Genomic DNA, 16,391 nt, shown 5'->3' on the forward strand with positions numbered 1-16,391 from the left:
ACATTCTTAGTGTTTAATCTATTGATGCTATACTAATGAGAAGATTATAATTAATAGTTAGATAAAAATATATAGGTATAAGTATGACTTTTAGTAAAAATGATAAGTTTATTGTTAAAGGCTTTAATGAAAACTGCCCCAATTCGTTTAAAGACAAGATTATTGCTATGGGTGTGATCGAAGGTCAAGAAATGATTGTTACAAATAAATCAGTTTTTGGAGGCCCTATTGCTTTTCAAACTAACTGTGGAATGTTCTCTTTGAGAAAAAAAGATTTAGAGTTTTTAAGTTTAGAAAAAATAAATTAAGAGGGTTGTATGAATTTTAAAAAAATACTTTTAGCAGCATCTGTTGGTATCACAACTTTTTCAACTACAAACTTATATGCTGAATCAAAAGCAGTATCATCTCAACTGACTAGTGCTGAGAATTATCAGCTTAAAAGCGTGTTAGTTGCAAATTTGGATTCACTATTTCCATACCCGGTACAGGTTACTGTTGGTAGCATAAATAAAGATAGCAATGGTATGATTATTGCTAAAGACGTATTGCTGATGAGTGCTGATGAAAAAAATCCAAATATCTCAATCAATAAGGTTGAATTAGATGGTCTTAAAGTGGGAAGTGAAGTTACTAAAGATTTCAGTATTAAGGTTAGTGGTTTAAGTGTATCAAACTTAGCTACGACAGTTGCAAGCACAAATATTGTAAGTGGCAAAGTTGATACTGAAAGTCTTGCTGAAAATAAAGGTTTCTATAGCATCTTTATGAACAACCTGGGTCAAAGTATTGCTGATTTCACGATCAACTATAACTCAAGTAGTGATTCTTTAGCAGTGAGTTTTGATTCGACTTATGCCAAGCAAAAGCTAGCTCAAGGTAGAATAGAACTTTCTGGTATTGACTTATCAGATACTAAAGTTGATGATGATTTCCTTGCGAGTATTCAAAACTTAATACCTAATACAACTTTTAAAGATGCTGAGTTTGATGCTGATTTCACACCATTGTTGAAAGAGGTTACAGTAGAGTATTTAGGCAAGAGTTTTAAGAAGACACCAGCCTTGCAGATAAAAGCAAGCATGGGTGCAATTAAAGGAGAGCTTAAGCTTGATATAGCTGGAGAATTAGGTTCGGATAACCACTTTAACTACAATGCAGTTGTAGATGGCATTAACTATAGTGATAGTAAGCTTAAAGAGCTCTTAGAAAATAAAAATCAAGTATTAGATAATGCCTATATAGCATCAGATAAAGGCAATATGAAGTTTGATTTTGATTTTAAGAAAAACTATTTCTCTAGTAGTGCTACGATCCAACAACTTTTTACACTTTTAGGCAAAGATGAAATCAATATTGCTATAGACTCTAACCGTAATTTTAATGGCTCTAAATATATTGGTGATGTAGAGTTATCTGCTAATGATTTGGCAAGTTTTAGTGCTAGCGAAGTAGGTGTTGTAGATGGTAAACTTAAAATTTTACCATATATTGCCGTTGATCCATCATCAAGCACTACAAACCTTTATAACTGTAAAGATCAGTTGTGTTTAACTCAAATGAACGCTAGCTTCTCAAATGATGGACTACTTGAGAAAGTAGCCCGTTTGGCAAATAAAGATCCAAACACTACACCTCAGCAAATTTTAGGTTCTTATGGTGCATTATTACAGTTATTTGCAGTACAACAAGATGATAAGTTTTTACAAAAATCACTTTCATCATTAGCGATGTTTTTACAAAATCCTAAAAATATTTCCGTAAGCATAAATGCAAAAAAACCAATGAATCAAAATGCGTTGCTAGCAATGCTAGCTAGTGATGCTAAGAGTGTACAAAAAAATAACCCGATGAAGGGTGGTAGAGTGAACCTAAAATCAAACAATAACCTTGAGCTTTTAAATAATATTCAGAAGCTTTTCAAGATCGACTTCGAGGTTAATAAATAACTTTTAGTCTTGTGCAAAAAATTTTCTTATAAAATCTAACGATTTAGTATCACTTGTTATTGACTATTTCATAAAATAATGTAATATATCACCTTGTAATGCGGGAATAGCTCAGTGGTAGAGCACAACCTTGCCAAGGTTGGGGTCGCGAGTTCGAGCCTCGTTTCCCGCTCCATACAAATTTTAAAGTGGCTGAGTAGCAAAATGGTTATGCAGAGGCCTGCAAAGCCTTAGACGCCGGTTCGATTCCGGCCTCAGCCTCCACTCGTTAGCCCGGGTGGTGAAATTGGTAGACACAAGGGACTTAAAATCCCTCGAGACTTAACTCTCGTGCCGGTTCGAGTCCGGCCCCGGGCACCATATATACTACTTGTAGTATACCTCTAAAACCTCATGATCCTGATTTCACACGGGGTTATGGGGTTTTTTTGTACCTGTTTGTTTTATATGGTTTATTAAAGCTAAGATACTCGACAATATGCGGTGTCGCGGTACTACTAGAAGATAGTTTTTAAATCTATAGCTTTAGCTATAAATCTATTTTTTCAAAAAACTCATCTGATAACTCTTCTATAGATTGTGGAAATTGGTAAGTAGCTATATAGGAAATATGATAAGGCTGATGAAATAGATAATGAAGAAATATTGATGTTATACAGAAATTGGCATTACCTATCAAATCAACTATAATCAATTTACTATTTTTAGTTAAAAGACTAGAGCAACGCATGAGCCAAGAGCAAAATAAAATAGGCTATATTTATATCCTTTCAAATAAAAAAAATAATATTGTATATGTAGGAGTAACAGCAAATATTGTAAAACGAGTACATGAGCATAAACAAAAGCTTGTTGAAGGTTTTACTAAAAAGCATAAGTTAGATAAGCTTGTTTACTTTGAGAATTATGATGATATTCGACTGGCAATAGCTAGAGAGAAGGTACTAAAAAAGTTAGATATGGATTCAAAACTAAACCTGGTGAAAAAAGAAAACCCAAAATTTGAGGAGTTAATTTAGAGCTAACTAGCTATAAACACAATTTGTTACACACTATTTAGAGGTTAGTTTTATTGAGCATTACTCCTGAAACAATAAAAATCAGCAACCAAAAATACAAGGCTTGAGTCTATTGAAATGATCTTCAAAATTAACAGCCTATTTGGCTAACTCACAAACCCATGCTCAAGCTTAGTTTTATCAATAAAAGCTTTATTCTCAAGTTTATAAAACTTTTTGTAAATTATATAAATTAGTACAGATAATATGATCGGCAAGATAATTACTGTAAATGTGATGAAACTAATTGTTGTAGAGTTTTGGGCATGAGTTATCTTGCTAGTGCCTGTTTCAGCATGAAAGCCTGTTAGATATAGTCCAAAACTAATGCACCCAGCACTTATAGCTGCAGCTAGTTTCACAACCATTGGCTGGAAAGAGAAAACTATACTTTCATTTCTTTGGTTTAAAATTATCTCACCATAATCAACAGCATCTGCTAGCATTACAAGCGAAAGCCCAAGTGTTATACTTATACCAACTTTAAATACAGCCACAGATATACAGATTAAGATTAGACTTGAAGTGGCAAAGATATGAGCTCCATAAAATAAAGAAAACCCTATAAATATTGCCAAGCAAGAGATATTAAAAGCAGTTTTTCTATCCCATAATTTTATAATAAATGGAAATATAAAAATTCCTACTATTTCAAAACCAGAAGATACCGCACTATAGTATCCAAAGTAACCAGTTTCACCAACTACATATTTAAAATAATAAATAATCATGCCACCGGAGATTTGTAGGATTATGTTTATTACTAAAACAATTACGATGATAATCAGAAGCTGATCATTTTTTGTAACATACTTACAGAAATCTTTAAAAGAAACCTTTTGTCTTTCTGTTTGTAGGGGTATTAAATAGTGCAATTACCACAAGAATATTAAGAACTGTACCGATAGCTATCCAAGGCTTAAACTTCCCCCAACGACTACTAGTGTTATCAACTAATATTCCTATAAGTGGATCAACTATAGCATCCCAGAGTTTAGCAACTACAAATAAAATACCGACAAAAGCAACATTTACACCGACCATATCAGTAAGGTAATACATCAAGAATATATCAAACAATGGCACAGCCAACATCTTTTCCATACGCACCAAGCCCGTATGAGATTTTTAATTTAGAGTTTCTCATTTCAGAATGTTTAGAATCTATATATTTATGGATTCTAAATAGATAGTTGTATTGTGTCAAACAAAAGCATTGCTAAACATAGAGTTATAAAAAGATTAAATTTGACTGAGTAGATAGTGATAGACACTTTGTTTGTGTTTATTTTAGATATTGATAGTATGTCAGATAAAGAGTTTATTTTTTACACATCCCACCTTCTTGCCATTCTTCACTACCAACACAATGATGACAATAAAATAAGCCGTTTGGATCGTACTTGTTCTTTATTGATAATAGGCGATTATAGTTTGATCCCCAGAAATGATCTTGCCAATTTTTTTCAAAATAATCAGCTTCATTGCCATAGTTACCAGCATTAGGTGCTAGAGATTGTATTATACCCATAGCTTTATAGATATTATCAACTTCGGCTTTTTTCTCTTTACTTATTTTAGTATCTCCTAAAACAGGTTTGTCACTACTAGAGCTCATTATAACGAGAGCATTAGCATTGAAGACTTCAGGGTTCATAGAAGTTTGCTTAGTCAATTCTGTAGCATCTTTAGAAGCCCCAGACATCCCTTTATTTAGGCTGATAGACATATTTGCTAATCTTGAAGCTTTATAAAGACCATCGGCTGTTTTATCTATATTCTTTTTATCGAATAAAAACTTCGGTAGGTACCATGACTGATATGTATACCAGTAAGAGAATACTTCACCAGTATTTGATGCCCACCAGTACTCGCCATCTCTAGCATCAGGCCCAGTATTTTTTACCACCATATCTGGATAATTTTTATGCCAGAAGTCATAGCTCCAAATTTTAGTTGGTGGAATATCTATGTATTTTGTATTAGTGTGTAAATCTGATTGATCTTTAGACCATTCGATAAATGGTTTCCAAACTTTTAAAGCATCTTCAGGTGTAAGGTCTTGTGTAACCATTGCTATTTTTAGATGATTATTTTTTCGCAGAGAGAATTGCTCGCCCCAATTAGGGTTAGTCAAATTTTTACTATAGAAAGATAAGAACTTCGTAATTAATTTCTTATAAGCATCATCACTATCAGCAGTTATTTCACCTGTTAATAATCCTAGATGTTTAGGTAAATCATGTACTCTAAGAGTTAGTTTAGTTACGACACCATAAGTGCCACCACCACCACCTTTTATAGCCCAAAATAAATCTTTATTCTGGCATTCATTGGCGATAACCACCTTACCATCTGCAGTCACTACTTCAGCTTGTAAGATTCCTGCAGCACCAGTTCCGTATTGTTTTGTCCAACTACCGAATCCGCCACCTTGGGTAAACCCTCCTGCAGCACCAACCGTAGTACATCCACCACCTTGAACATATTTATGATGAATGTTAGTTACATTGTTGTATGCTTCTAACCATCTTGTGCCAGCACCAACAGTTACAGCTGTATACTCTTTATCTTTAGCACAGTTTGCAGGGTGAAAATGCTGATTATATGAAATGTCTCGCATATTATGAGTCCATATCATTAAAGCATCTTTACTACTTGATCTGCCTAGGTAGTCATGACCTGCACCTTTGATAACAAGTCGAAGGTTATTTTTTCTAGCAAAATCTACAGCCTTGACTACATCGTTTGTATTTTTAGCTTCTACCGCATATGCACTAGGTGCATCTTTCCAAGCATTATACCAGCCCTGATTTTCGCTTCTTCCAGAAGCTGATTGCATATAAAATGGGTTTTTAGTTTTAGAAATATCGCTTTTACATTCTTTACTTTGACTATCTGTGCTACAACTATTTAGTGCTGCTGATGGATTAATTAGATCACCCTTTAAAGATTTTTTTAAAGATTGCCATTTATCTTTGTCGGGCCAACATGAGTCAGATGGTAAGCAACGACAACTAGAGCCATTACTTGTTTCGTTATCTGTAGCGTAGCTAATGCCCATAGTTGTTGCAACTAAAAGCCCTAAGGTTGTAAAGGTTTTTTTCATTTTGTACCTAGCTAATAAATTCTAATATAACTTAGATAATAAAAGATTTTTTGACCAAAGTCATTATCAAAAGAGGGTATTTGATTTAAATTTGGAGAGTTATATTATGTGGCTGTATAGGTTAAGCTATAGTGTGCTATCATAGTTGTTACAAGTAAGATTTGATGAAAAAAATCATGTCATTTGAAAAAATTAATTTAAGCGATGAAATAATCTCAGCATTAACAGCTAAAAATATCAATACTTTAGTAGGTTGCCAAAGTTTGAGCTATGAAGGTATTAGTCAAGGTGAAAATATCTGGCTAAAATCCCCCACAGGTAGTGGTAAAACTTTAGCTTATTTATTACCGATTATTGAAAAACTGTATCAAGATAAACAAGCATTAACTCAGGTTGTATTTTTTACACCTACGCACGAGCTAGCTATACAAATCAGTAATTTTATAAATGAAACATTTTCTAGCATAGGTGTTAAATCTTTAGCTCTAATAGGTAAAGCGTCTATTGAGCGTCAAAAAGAAAAACTTAAAAAGAAACCACAAATAGTAGTAGGCTCTGTTGGCCGTATACTTGAGCTTGTAAATATTAAGAAGCTAAAGCCTAATCATTTTAAGTATTGCATAATTGATGAAGCTGATAGAATGCTCGAGGATGACAGCTTAAAGACTTTGAAGCAGATCTTAGCAAAGTCAAATAAACTACAATATATACTCGGCTCAGCTACTATCAAAAATGATGCTTTAGAGGTGGCTAACTCATTTATTGAAGATTTAAAGCTTGTAGATAATAGTAATGAAAAAGAAACTATAACTCATAGCTACATAATCGCAGAAGGTAATCGTAAAAATGAAACTTTAAGGTCGCTAGCTAATGCCATAAGTCCTGCTCGAGCGATAGTTTTTTTACACCGTAATTATGATGTGAATTTCGTAACTAAGAAGCTAGAAAATGCAAAAATTAGTGTTGGATCAATCCATGGTGAGCAAAATAAGATTGATAGAGCAAATACTATCCGTAAATTTAAAAAATCTGAAATACAAGTTTTAGTAGCGTCTGATGTTGCTGCTAGGGGATTAGATATAGAAGGGGTTGAATATGTTATAAACTACGACATACCAACGAAGTATGAAGACTACAAGCATAGAGCGGGTAGAACTGGTCGTATGGGTAGTGAAGGTAACAGTATTCTTTTAATAAATAAAAGTGAACTTTCTAATATAGAAAAACTAGCTAAAAAAATTACTATATCCAAGGGGAAATTAGGTTTTGGAGAGTATAAGGCTAATTGATAGCTACAGAAATTTCATCGAAAAAATAGATTTAAAGAGCCAAAAAACACTTGAACTTATACTATACTAATATAGTATAGTCTTGGAAAACAGAAAAGGAGAAAATGCAAAATGAGTAATATTAATGAACTACTTGAAGGCAATAGAGAATGGGCAGCAGAAATCAAGAAAAGTAATCCAGAGTTCTTTGAAACATTATCTAAAGGACAATCACCAGAGTACTTATGGATAGGTTGTTCTGATAGTAGAGTACCTGCAAACCAAGTTTGTGGTTTGATACCTGGAGAAGTTTTTGTTCATCGTAATATTGCTAATGTTGTATCTCTTACGGACTTAAACTGCTTGTCAGTACTGCAGTTTGCAATAGAAGTACTTAAAGTTAAAAAAATTATTGTATGTGGTCATTATGCATGTGGTGGTGTTGAAACAGTAGTTAAAGATAAGAGCTACGGTTTGATTGATAATTGGTTAACTTCTATCCGTGAAATAAGAGATGACAATGCTGATTTCGTTGAAAAAACTTTAGCAGCCTATAAATCTAATGAAGATGAATATATGGCTAAAAAAGTTGATATGATGTGTGAGCTTAACGCATTAAACCAAGCTTTGAACTTATCTAAAACTACAGTTGTTAGATCTGCTTGGGAAAAAGGATTAAACTTTACAATTCACGCAGCTATTTATGGCGTTAGTGATGGTAAGCTTTATGAAATCGGTGGTGGTGTAGGCTCTAAAGAAGAAATGGAACTTGTATATAACGAGGCTCTTCAAACTATCGAATCAAGATACACTAAATAATCTACAATTATTCTTTGAAAAGTTCATGCTAAACGAGAATATTTTCGTATTTAGTCCGGGAAATCTCACCTCTATTTTAAACCCTACTCTCTGATGGGGATTACTGAAAGTATTAAAATTAAGTAGTTTGTTGACAAAAAATACTGTTTATTAACTTAATAGCTGTTTTTTTGTTATCAGAAAACGATACGTAGTTCTTATTCTGCCATTTTTGAGAAAGTTGAGCAGACTTTGTTTTAGTATCTACCCAACTTGGGTATATTCTAAAGCTTAATTTGCCCTTTTGATTATTCGTAGAAAAAATCCTATTTTGAATCAAAGTGTCTTGAGAAAATATATACTGGCCAATGTGACTATCATCTTGAAATGAGATAATAACAAAATCAAGTTCATCACTAATATCTATGGGTTCGATTTGATTAGTTATTTGTGATCTTTTCCATAAAGCAACAAAGCCTCCTAGATATTTGGGTGTGATTTTTGCAGTTAAGTGTAGAACTTTATACTTATTTAGCTCCAAATAGCATGCATCATATTCAGCTCGTTTCGAGTCTTTTTGTACTTGGGGTCCTTTAGTAACTATAACATCTGCTGATTGATAAAAGTTTTTTAAACAATAATTGAGAGCTTTAGGAGTACTAATGGTTCTATGGTTGTTACACATATTTCTTATTTTATAGAGCTTTTTAAGTTCCAGCATATTGTAAGAAGTACAGTTGCAATAACACATGAGCCTACTAGTAAAGAAAATACTGCACTCCAACCAAAATAAGTAGCTATAACACCAATTACAGCTTGTGCCCCAACTGTCCCAAATAAATATCCAAATAATCCAACAAACCCAGCAGCCGTACCACCAGCTTTTTTAGGGACTAGGTCAAGCGCTAGAATACCTATTAAAGCCACTGGACCGTAAATAAATATTCCCATTGCAGATAAGCATAAAAGTAGTATCCAAGCTGTATCACTGTTCCAATAAACTAATAAAGCACCTATAAATAAAATCATACAAATCACACTCATTGGTGCTCTACGGCTACCAAGGTATTTATCTGTAAGCCATCCTATAACAATTGTCCCTGGTATTGCAGGAAGTTCAAACATCGCAAAGCCAAGTAAGCCAGTAGCTGTTGACATATGTTTTACTTGAACAAGATAGTATGTAGACCAGCTAAGCATACCGTATCTTGCACAGTATACAAATGCATTAGCCGTTGCAACTAACCAAATCCATTTGTTATTTAATACATATTTGAAAAATATTTCTTTGCTTGAAAATTCTTTTTCTTGGTGTGCTTCAGTAGTTGTATAACCTTTGTAGACTTCTATAGCTGGCAAGCCTAATGATTCTGGCGTGTCTGCTCCAAAGAGAAGTATTGCAGCAGCAACAATAATGCACATGGCACCAGCAACATAAAATAAGCCATGCCAATCACCATTAAATAAATATAAACCAACAGGAACTACCGCTATAGCTAGAAATCCAGCACCAACATTATGGGCAGTATTCCAAATTCCCATTTTAGTGCCTCGCTCGTTAGCACAAAACCAGTGAGTCATAATTCTAGCACAAGCAGGCCAGCCCATACCTTGTACCCAACCATTTACAAGCATGACTATAAATAACACTAACACGCCTGCAGAAAGCAAGCTCGGAAGAATAAGATTTATAACACCTGTTATAAACAGCCCTGTAGCTAAAAATACTTTAGCATTACTTCTATCGGAGACATTTCCCATTAAAAACTTGCTAAGCCCATAGGCAACACCAAGTCCAGCCCCTATAAATCCAAGTTCATCAGGCGTTAGAGTTGTTATATACTGTTTTGAAACATCAAAGCTACTACGACCAAAGTAGTAGGTGAAATAGCCAATATAAGCAACTAAAAACATTCTTAGTCGCCAATGAGGGTATTTCTTTTTAATTGATTCAGCTGTAAGTTGAGGGATAGCTTTTGCTGGTTTTAGAAAATTCATTTTTTAGTTTTATGTTTAAGCTAAATAAGTTTTGATTATAAATCGTTTTTCCCAAAAAACAAAGGTGCTAATTTAAAGCAGGTTGTTAGGTTGAATTTTATGAATTTTTAGCACCTCGCTATATAACTAAGATAAATAACCAATGACTTATTGTAATTGATATAATGATTATAAGATGATATTAATTTTTAGAGTGTTATTTTCATGAGTAGTTATAAGCTGTGTATGGGTGTGATGTCAGGAACCTCGTTGGATGGTATAGATGTTGCACTATGTAGAGTTAAAGGTAGTGGTGTTGATACAGATATTGAGCTAGTAGCTTTTGAAACCTACAAATATTCTGATGAAGTATTTTCGGATATAAAAAAAGCTCTTGAGCTTGATAAAAGTAATGCCCAGCTACTTTGTAGTTTAAATTTTAAGCTTGGTGAAGAATACGCTAATGCATGTAATAAAATGATGAAAGCAAATAATCTTATAGCTAAAGATATATCGTTTATCGCAAATCATGGTCAGACAATTTATCACCAAGCACAAAAAACATTTAGTTTTGTTCAATCATCGCTTCAACTTGGGGATGCTGCAACTATAGCTTATAAATGTAAAACAACAGTTGTTTCAAATTTCAGAGCTGGAGATATTGCTGCAGGTGGAGATGGAGCTCCATTAGTACCATTCGTTGATTATCTGCTTCATCGCTCTAGTGATAAGTCGATAGCCTTGCATAATATTGGAGGTATTGCTAATACAACGATCTTACCTAAAAACTGTGATATATCTGAAATTAAAGCTTTTGATACTGGTCCAGGTAATATGATGATGAATCAAGCTATGGAAGTGCTATATAGCAGGGATTATGATGAAAATGGTGATATAGCAGCTACAGGTAGGTTGATTAAAGAGATGTTTGATGAGTTGATGGCTCATGATTATTTGAAGTTATCACCACCAAAGTCTACAGGTCGAGAGCTTTTCGGGACTGAATTTACAGATAGTATTCTTGATAAATACAAAAATAACTCCAAGCAAGATATTGTTCATACTCTAACAGTATTTACAGCTGAAACTATCATCAAGGCATATAAAGATTTTGTATTGCCATATTGTAAGCTTGATAGAGTTATTTTTACTGGAGGAGGAGCATATAATAGTTTCTTAATTAATTATATAAAAACTCAACTTAACGATGTAGAGGTTTTAACTTTTGAAAGTATTGGTGAAAATAGTGATGCCAAAGAAGCGATAGCATTTGCTATACTTGGAAATGAAACTTTACATAAAGGTTATAATAACTGTCCATCAGCTACAGGTGCGAATGATACGGTAGTACTTGGGCAGGTTAATTATTATTAACAGAACTTATATCGCTTAAAATATGTTTAGTGCGTAACAGTAGTTATTAAAATAAAAGGTTAAAAAATGAAAATAGTAGAAGTAAAACATCCAATGATTCAGCATAAACTAGGTCTTATGCGTGCGAAAGATATAAGCACACAAGAGTTTAAAAGACTTACACGAGAAGTATCTAGTTTATTAACTTATGAAGCAACAGCAGATTTTGAGTTAGAAGATACGCAAATATTAGGTTGGGATGATTCTGATATAACTATAAAGCAGATTAAAGGTAAAAAATTAACTGTTGTACCAATATTACGAGCAGGGCTTGGGATGATGGATGGTGTTTTTGAACATGTGCCAGCAGCAAAAGTAAGTATGATTGGTATGTATCGAGATGAAGTAACTTCTAAGCCAGTTCCATATTTTGAAAAATTATGTGATAAGCTTGGTGAAAGGTTGGCACTAGTTGTTGATCCAATGCTTGCAACTGGAGGATCAATGATTGAAACCATATCACTATTGAAAAGGGCTGGTTCAAAAAATATTAAAGTACTTGTACTTGTTGCAGCACCTGAGGGTGTAAAAGCTCTTGAAAAAGTACACCCTGATATTGAGCTTTATACAGCATCTATTGATAGTCATCTTAATGATAAAGATTATATTATTCCAGGGTTAGGTGATGCTGGAGATAAGATATTTGGTACGAAATAGATTAGGGGAAATAATTTCCCATAAATAGTGAGTAATTTAATTTAGATAAATTGTAAAGAAATGCTAGGTAGAAAACCTAGCAAGAGAATTTGTTTAGTTATAAGCTACATTCTTAACACCATCAACCCAAGTCCAGTTTTGGTAGTCGTCTGAGTTTAGGATCCATGTCATAACACCACCATACTGATCATAGTTAGCTATTTTACCATCATTAATATCTTTAGTAAGATCAACAGGGTCATATATACCAACACCAGAACAAGTAGCATCTCTCATACATTGGCCTTGGCTATATTGGGCGTCTGTTACATTAGGACCTCTGTAGTTTGGTACACCAAGAACTATTTTAGTTGATGCTGGCACATAGAAGCTTGATGGTGATAGGTATTGCTTAAAATTAGATCTTGTTTCTTCTGAAAGAAGATTAAAGACATTAGTTAAGAATCCTACATCAGTACCTTGTTTGTTAAAGAACCTAGCACCACCGTATTGGTTATATGTCTGTACAAACACAGCATCAAGTTTTGCCTTATTCATAAAACTTTGTGTGTAAATTTTTTCAGCAAATTTTGCATTACCACCAGGATAATTACCAACATGACCAGTAATTTGTGGAGCAGCTGTAACAAACTCTGCTTTTCCAGTAAGTTTCTGGAACTCTTCACGCATAGCTCCAAGGTACCTTAAGAAGTTTTCTCCTGTTGCAGAAGCATTAGGATGCTCGACATCTATATCAAGACCATCAAAACCATAATCAGCAAGAAACTTAGCCATTGCTTTACCACCAGATATAGCTTTGTCACCACTCATATCTACATCAAAGAAGTTTACAGCACCACCAATTGCTAGTAGGGCTATACCATTTTTACTATGTATGATTGGCATTTGAGTTTTTAAGTTATCAATGGCTTTTTGTGTCCAATCAGTGAAAAATACTTCTCCTCCAGGTTTTTGACCTGCAAAAGAATATACAAACACATTGTAGCCACGATCAGCAGCTGTAGAAATCATATCATCAGTAGTATCTGGTTGAGTTTTCCAAACAGCGTCATAACCTCTGACATATCCGACAACAGCTCTATCTGGCCAGTTAGAATCTGAAGTTTGTTTTTGCCTAAACTCAACAGAAAGATTATGAGTAGATGAATTATTTGAATCAGCAAATATAGAGTTGGCACTTATGAAGGCAGTATAACCAACTATAGATGATAGTGTAATGTTGTAAGTGCTATCATCACTAGGTAGCTCAAAGCTATAAGAGTCTTTCGTAGAATTTAACTGAATCTCTTTAGTTTGCCCCTTATCATTTACTAGTGTTAGTACTGCTTGTTTATCTTCAGGAATACCTGAAACATTTAAGTTCACATTTTGAGTAGGAAGAGCCTGTTTGCTAAATTCAAAATTAACATTTGTAGTGTTATGACGGTAAATAGTAGCATTAATATCATTGATACTATATTTATAGCCATTTTGAATATAGTCATCAAATGAAATTTTATAACTTGTACCATTTTCAGTAGCTGGTAAATCATCTATATTAAGAGCTGAGCTAAAATCAGTATAGCCATTCCTAATAATATTACCGTCATTATCCAGTATCTTATAATGTACAGCCTCATTTGGTTTATCTGAATTATTAAAGGTTATATTTAGAGTACCTTCTTCAGCTGGAGCAGCTTGTTGATAGTTTATCTCTACAGATTTAGTTTCATTTTTAGCTATTGTAATATTAGCATTGTCAGCAGAACCTGTATTACCACTAATGGCTGGTACAAATATTTGTAAGTCACCAGCTGGTACTTCTAAATTGAAAGGTGTATCCCATTTAGCATCAGTTACTTCAGCAACTTCAATTTGAGTTGAATTTTCATTTTTAAATACAATAATGCTCGGTAATTCACTCTCATTTATAAAGCTGGGTTTGTTTATTTTTATGTTTAATGTAGCTTTTTCTTGAGCTTGATCAGCTTCACATAGTTTCCAGTCTGGATCTTGTTTTGGCGATGAAGCTGTCCACCAGTCAGTTAGTTTATATATAGCACCTTCAAATCTTACAAAGGCATCTTTAGCATAACCATTCCAGTTACCTGGACCTTGAGGTTTAAAGTCCTCAACTTGATTTGGCATTGCAGGACAAGCTTCTGAGCCAGTATTGTTAGCATTGTCATCATTATCAGTATTGCTAGTGTCATCATTATTTGAATCACCGGAACTATCATCGTTTGTGGTGGTATCTGAAATTTTATTCCAAGCATCACTTCCATATGCTCCATTAGGCTTATATGCAGCTATTTTACACCAACCACTTGCTGGCCATGCTTTACATTGATAAGTTTTACCATCTAATTCCACTTTATCACCAGCGTTATATGAGCCTAGATTATTAGTAGACCATACTTCAGCAGAGTATCCAGATGTTCCCATTAGTACAGTAGTAACTATTGATAGTATTTTATATTTTGCTTTCATAAGTATTCTCCTTACAAGGTTATTAATAGATGTAAACTTTTATGCTTACATATTCATTATAGGGCTATAAAAAGTAAGATTACAAATTATAGTAGTCTATAAGTAGCAACAATTACTAAAAATGTAAATTACATTAAGTTTAAATACTTAGTTGTTACCATTGTAAATTTTAGCACTACTTTAAATTTTCCATACTTATCTAAAATTGAATGTAATTGTCTAAAATTAATAAATGAAGTTAATAAATATAAAAAATATAAAGCTGTAAAACCTTGTTATGAAGTTTAGTTATCTATATGTATAATCAATGTAGTCTATAAAACTTATTTTCACAAAAGATGCATAAAAAAATATTTTTATTGTCATTACCTTTGATGCTTTCTAATACAACCTTACCAATTGTAGGCATGATAAATACAGCATTAATAGGACATTTGCATAGTAGTAGTTATTTAGCCGCTACGGGGTTGGGAGTATCCGTAATTACAGTAATTTGTTTTTTATTTGCATTTTTTAGGATGAGCATTACTGGATTAGTTGCTCAAACTCCAATTAGTGATGATAGAGACACAGAGTTGGCTGTATTAGTCATGCGTGCGAGTATTGTTGCTATTATATTATCAATACTTGTCTATATTATTAAACCATTTATTTTATTGCTTTTATTGAATGTTATAGATGTTGATAACGAAGTAAAAAAACTTTTTATAGGTTTTTATAGTATTGGAATATATACACTCTGGTTTGCACTATTAAACTATATTTTTATAGGATTTTTCATTGGTATAAAGCATACAAAGGTGGTGCTTAAAAGTTCTTTGATTTTGATGGCAAGTGGGATTTCTTTTAGTCTTATATTTGTTAAGGTTTATGATTTGAATGTCATAGGGATAGCATTATCATTGGTATTTTCATATTTTATAAATTTTGTGTTTTTGAGTGTTGTGGCGTGTAGGTACTTTTCTGCTAAAGGTGTTAAGTTTAATCAAGTTATATATAAGGCAGATTTTTTAAAACTTTCAGAGTACACACCTTTTTTAAAATTAAATACGAATATATTTATTCGTTCGGTATGTTTGCTATTAGCATTTAATTCTTTTTACTTATTTTCTAGTCATTATGGCAAAGATGTACTTGCTGCAAATACAATATTAATGGAAGTTGGATTATTTGTGGCATTGTTTTTAGATGCTTTAGCAAATGTGACGGAGTCACTGGTAGCTTCAGCGTATGTTGAGAAAAGTCAGAACAAGTTTAATGAAATTATAAATAAAACATTTATTCAGTGTATAGCTATAGCATTTGCATTAACCTGTTTTTATGGGATTTTTTCTGAGCAGATTATAGGTTTATTTACTTCTATTGAGAGTGTGAAAATTCAGATTAATAATTACATAATATTCTCTATAGCATTGCCGTTGGTTGCAAGCTTCAGTTTTTGGATAGATGGGGTGTTTGTAGGGTTGCTTAAAACAACAGTTATGAGAAATGCAATGATCTTGTCAGCTATAGTTTATTTACTAAGTGTTTACTTACTTTCTGATTTTCAAAATTATGGATTATGGGTTTCATTATTAATATTCTATGTAGCTAGGACAGTATTTCTGTATTTACCTCTTAAGGTTTATCTAAAAAAAAGCTTCTTTGCTAGATAATAGTTGTTTAAAATAGTTCAGTCATTAATATAACCAGC

The 16,391-nt window shown here is 33.1% G+C and carries 14 protein-coding genes and 3 tRNA genes; 11 read left to right on the forward strand and 6 right to left on the reverse strand.

All coding sequences use genetic code 11. The features are described 5' to 3' along the window. Positions 1-83 precede the first annotated feature (83 nt). From FLM55_RS07730 to FLM55_RS07755, 6 genes are all read left to right on the forward strand, one after another. On the forward strand, positions 84-308 hold the full coding sequence (locus FLM55_RS07730; RefSeq protein WP_178948743.1) for a FeoA domain-containing protein: 225 nt from the start codon (positions 84-86) through the stop codon (positions 306-308). Between the two features lie 9 nt (positions 309-317). After that, positions 318-1,949, forward strand: coding sequence for a hypothetical protein (locus tag FLM55_RS07735; protein ID WP_178948744.1), 1,632 nt, complete (start codon positions 318-320; stop codon positions 1,947-1,949). Positions 1,950-2,049: 100 nt separating this feature from the next. Further along, positions 2,050-2,124 (forward strand) — tRNA-Gly (locus FLM55_RS07740). 15 nt (positions 2,125-2,139) lie between these two features. Continuing rightward, a tRNA-Cys gene (locus FLM55_RS07745) sits at positions 2,140-2,213 on the forward strand. A 7-nt stretch (positions 2,214-2,220) separates the two neighbouring features. Continuing rightward, a tRNA-Leu gene (locus FLM55_RS07750) sits at positions 2,221-2,309 on the forward strand. A gap of 368 nt (positions 2,310-2,677) precedes the next feature. Next, positions 2,678-2,968: a GIY-YIG nuclease family protein gene (locus tag FLM55_RS07755; protein ID WP_178948745.1), complete on the forward strand. Its 291-nt coding sequence runs from the start codon at positions 2,678-2,680 to the stop codon at positions 2,966-2,968. Positions 2,969-3,114: 146 nt separating this feature from the next. Here FLM55_RS07755 and FLM55_RS07760 read toward each other — a convergent pair whose 3' ends face one another. The 3 genes from FLM55_RS07760 to FLM55_RS07770 form a co-directional block, all read right to left on the reverse strand. Next, entirely contained in the window at positions 3,115-3,882 is a 768-nt protein-coding gene (locus tag FLM55_RS07760) for an MFS transporter (protein WP_178948746.1), read from the reverse strand. Next, a complete protein-coding gene (locus FLM55_RS07765) occupies positions 3,833-4,111 on the reverse strand; it encodes an MFS transporter (RefSeq protein ID WP_178948747.1) in 279 nt (92 codons plus the stop codon). Before FLM55_RS07765 ends, FLM55_RS07760 begins: the two co-directional genes overlap by 50 nt. A gap of 217 nt (positions 4,112-4,328) precedes the next feature. Continuing rightward, a complete protein-coding gene (locus tag FLM55_RS07770; RefSeq protein WP_256868934.1) occupies positions 4,329-6,071 on the reverse strand; it encodes an FAD-dependent oxidoreductase in 1,743 nt (580 codons plus the stop codon). A 221-nt stretch (positions 6,072-6,292) separates the two neighbouring features. On the opposite strand from FLM55_RS07770, the gene FLM55_RS07775 reads away from it, so the two are divergent. Together FLM55_RS07775 and FLM55_RS07780 are read left to right on the forward strand one after the other, a co-directional pair. Beyond that, positions 6,293-7,405: a DEAD/DEAH box helicase gene (locus FLM55_RS07775; RefSeq protein ID WP_178948749.1), complete on the forward strand. Its 1,113-nt coding sequence runs from the start codon at positions 6,293-6,295 to the stop codon at positions 7,403-7,405. A gap of 111 nt (positions 7,406-7,516) precedes the next feature. Continuing rightward, complete coding sequence (locus FLM55_RS07780) at positions 7,517-8,203, forward strand: carbonic anhydrase (RefSeq protein WP_178948750.1); 687 nt, start codon at positions 7,517-7,519, stop codon at positions 8,201-8,203. A 118-nt stretch (positions 8,204-8,321) separates the two neighbouring features. Here FLM55_RS07780 and FLM55_RS07785 read toward each other — a convergent pair whose 3' ends face one another. Then, positions 8,322-8,867: a MepB family protein gene (locus FLM55_RS07785; protein ID WP_178948751.1), complete on the reverse strand. Its 546-nt coding sequence runs from the start codon at positions 8,865-8,867 to the stop codon at positions 8,322-8,324. Positions 8,868-8,872: 5 nt separating this feature from the next. Beyond that, a complete protein-coding gene (locus FLM55_RS07790; RefSeq protein WP_178948752.1) occupies positions 8,873-10,180 on the reverse strand; it encodes an MFS transporter in 1,308 nt (435 codons plus the stop codon). A gap of 204 nt (positions 10,181-10,384) precedes the next feature. Here FLM55_RS07790 and anmK point away from each other — a divergent pair, with 204 nt between their 5' ends. Both anmK and upp read left to right on the forward strand, forming a co-directional pair. Next, positions 10,385-11,533, forward strand: coding sequence for an anhydro-N-acetylmuramic acid kinase AnmK (gene anmK, locus FLM55_RS07795; RefSeq protein WP_178948753.1), 1,149 nt, complete (start codon positions 10,385-10,387; stop codon positions 11,531-11,533). Positions 11,534-11,599: 66 nt separating this feature from the next. After that, on the forward strand, positions 11,600-12,229 hold the full coding sequence (gene upp / locus FLM55_RS07800) for a uracil phosphoribosyltransferase (protein WP_178948754.1): 630 nt from the start codon (positions 11,600-11,602) through the stop codon (positions 12,227-12,229). A 93-nt stretch (positions 12,230-12,322) separates the two neighbouring features. Here upp and FLM55_RS07805 read toward each other — a convergent pair whose 3' ends face one another. Beyond that, positions 12,323-14,698: a glycosyl hydrolase family 18 protein gene (locus FLM55_RS07805; protein WP_178948755.1), complete on the reverse strand. Its 2,376-nt coding sequence runs from the start codon at positions 14,696-14,698 to the stop codon at positions 12,323-12,325. Positions 14,699-15,036: 338 nt separating this feature from the next. Here FLM55_RS07805 and FLM55_RS07810 point away from each other — a divergent pair, with 338 nt between their 5' ends. After that, positions 15,037-16,353, forward strand: a complete 1,317-nt coding sequence (locus tag FLM55_RS07810) for an MATE family efflux transporter (protein ID WP_178948756.1) — start codon at positions 15,037-15,039, stop codon at positions 16,351-16,353. Positions 16,354-16,391: the final 38 nt, after the last annotated feature.

Origin of the sequence: Francisella sp. Scap27 (genome assembly GCF_013394105.1) — a bacterium.
Classification (GTDB): Bacteria; Pseudomonadota; Gammaproteobacteria; order Francisellales; family Francisellaceae; genus Francisella; species Francisella adeliensis.

Bases quoted from the DNA above. Each gene is read 5' to 3' on its own strand.
- FLM55_RS07790 (WP_178948752.1), bottom strand. From the start codon at position 10,180: ATGAATTTTCTAAAACCAGCAAAAGCTATCCCTCAACTTACAGCTGAA.
- anmK (WP_178948753.1), top strand. From the start codon at position 10,385: ATGAGTAGTTATAAGCTGTGTATGGGTGTGATGTCAGGAACCTCGTTG.
- FLM55_RS07780 (WP_178948750.1), top strand. From the start codon at position 7,517: ATGAGTAATATTAATGAACTACTTGAAGGCAATAGAGAATGGGCAGCA.
- FLM55_RS07775 (WP_178948749.1), top strand. From the start codon at position 6,293: ATGTCATTTGAAAAAATTAATTTAAGCGATGAAATAATCTCAGCATTA.
- FLM55_RS07765 (WP_178948747.1), bottom strand. From the start codon at position 4,111: ATGGAAAAGATGTTGGCTGTGCCATTGTTTGATATATTCTTGATGTAT.
- FLM55_RS07770 (WP_256868934.1), bottom strand. From the start codon at position 6,071: ATGGGCATTAGCTACGCTACAGATAACGAAACAAGTAATGGCTCTAGT.
- FLM55_RS07735 (WP_178948744.1), top strand. From the start codon at position 318: ATGAATTTTAAAAAAATACTTTTAGCAGCATCTGTTGGTATCACAACT.
- FLM55_RS07810 (WP_178948756.1), top strand. From the start codon at position 15,037: ATGCATAAAAAAATATTTTTATTGTCATTACCTTTGATGCTTTCTAAT.
- FLM55_RS07785 (WP_178948751.1), bottom strand. From the start codon at position 8,867: ATGTGTAACAACCATAGAACCATTAGTACTCCTAAAGCTCTCAATTAT.
- FLM55_RS07805 (WP_178948755.1), bottom strand. From the start codon at position 14,698: ATGAAAGCAAAATATAAAATACTATCAATAGTTACTACTGTACTAATG.
- FLM55_RS07730 (WP_178948743.1), top strand. From the start codon at position 84: ATGACTTTTAGTAAAAATGATAAGTTTATTGTTAAAGGCTTTAATGAA.
- FLM55_RS07755 (WP_178948745.1), top strand. From the start codon at position 2,678: ATGAGCCAAGAGCAAAATAAAATAGGCTATATTTATATCCTTTCAAAT.
- upp (WP_178948754.1), top strand. From the start codon at position 11,600: ATGAAAATAGTAGAAGTAAAACATCCAATGATTCAGCATAAACTAGGT.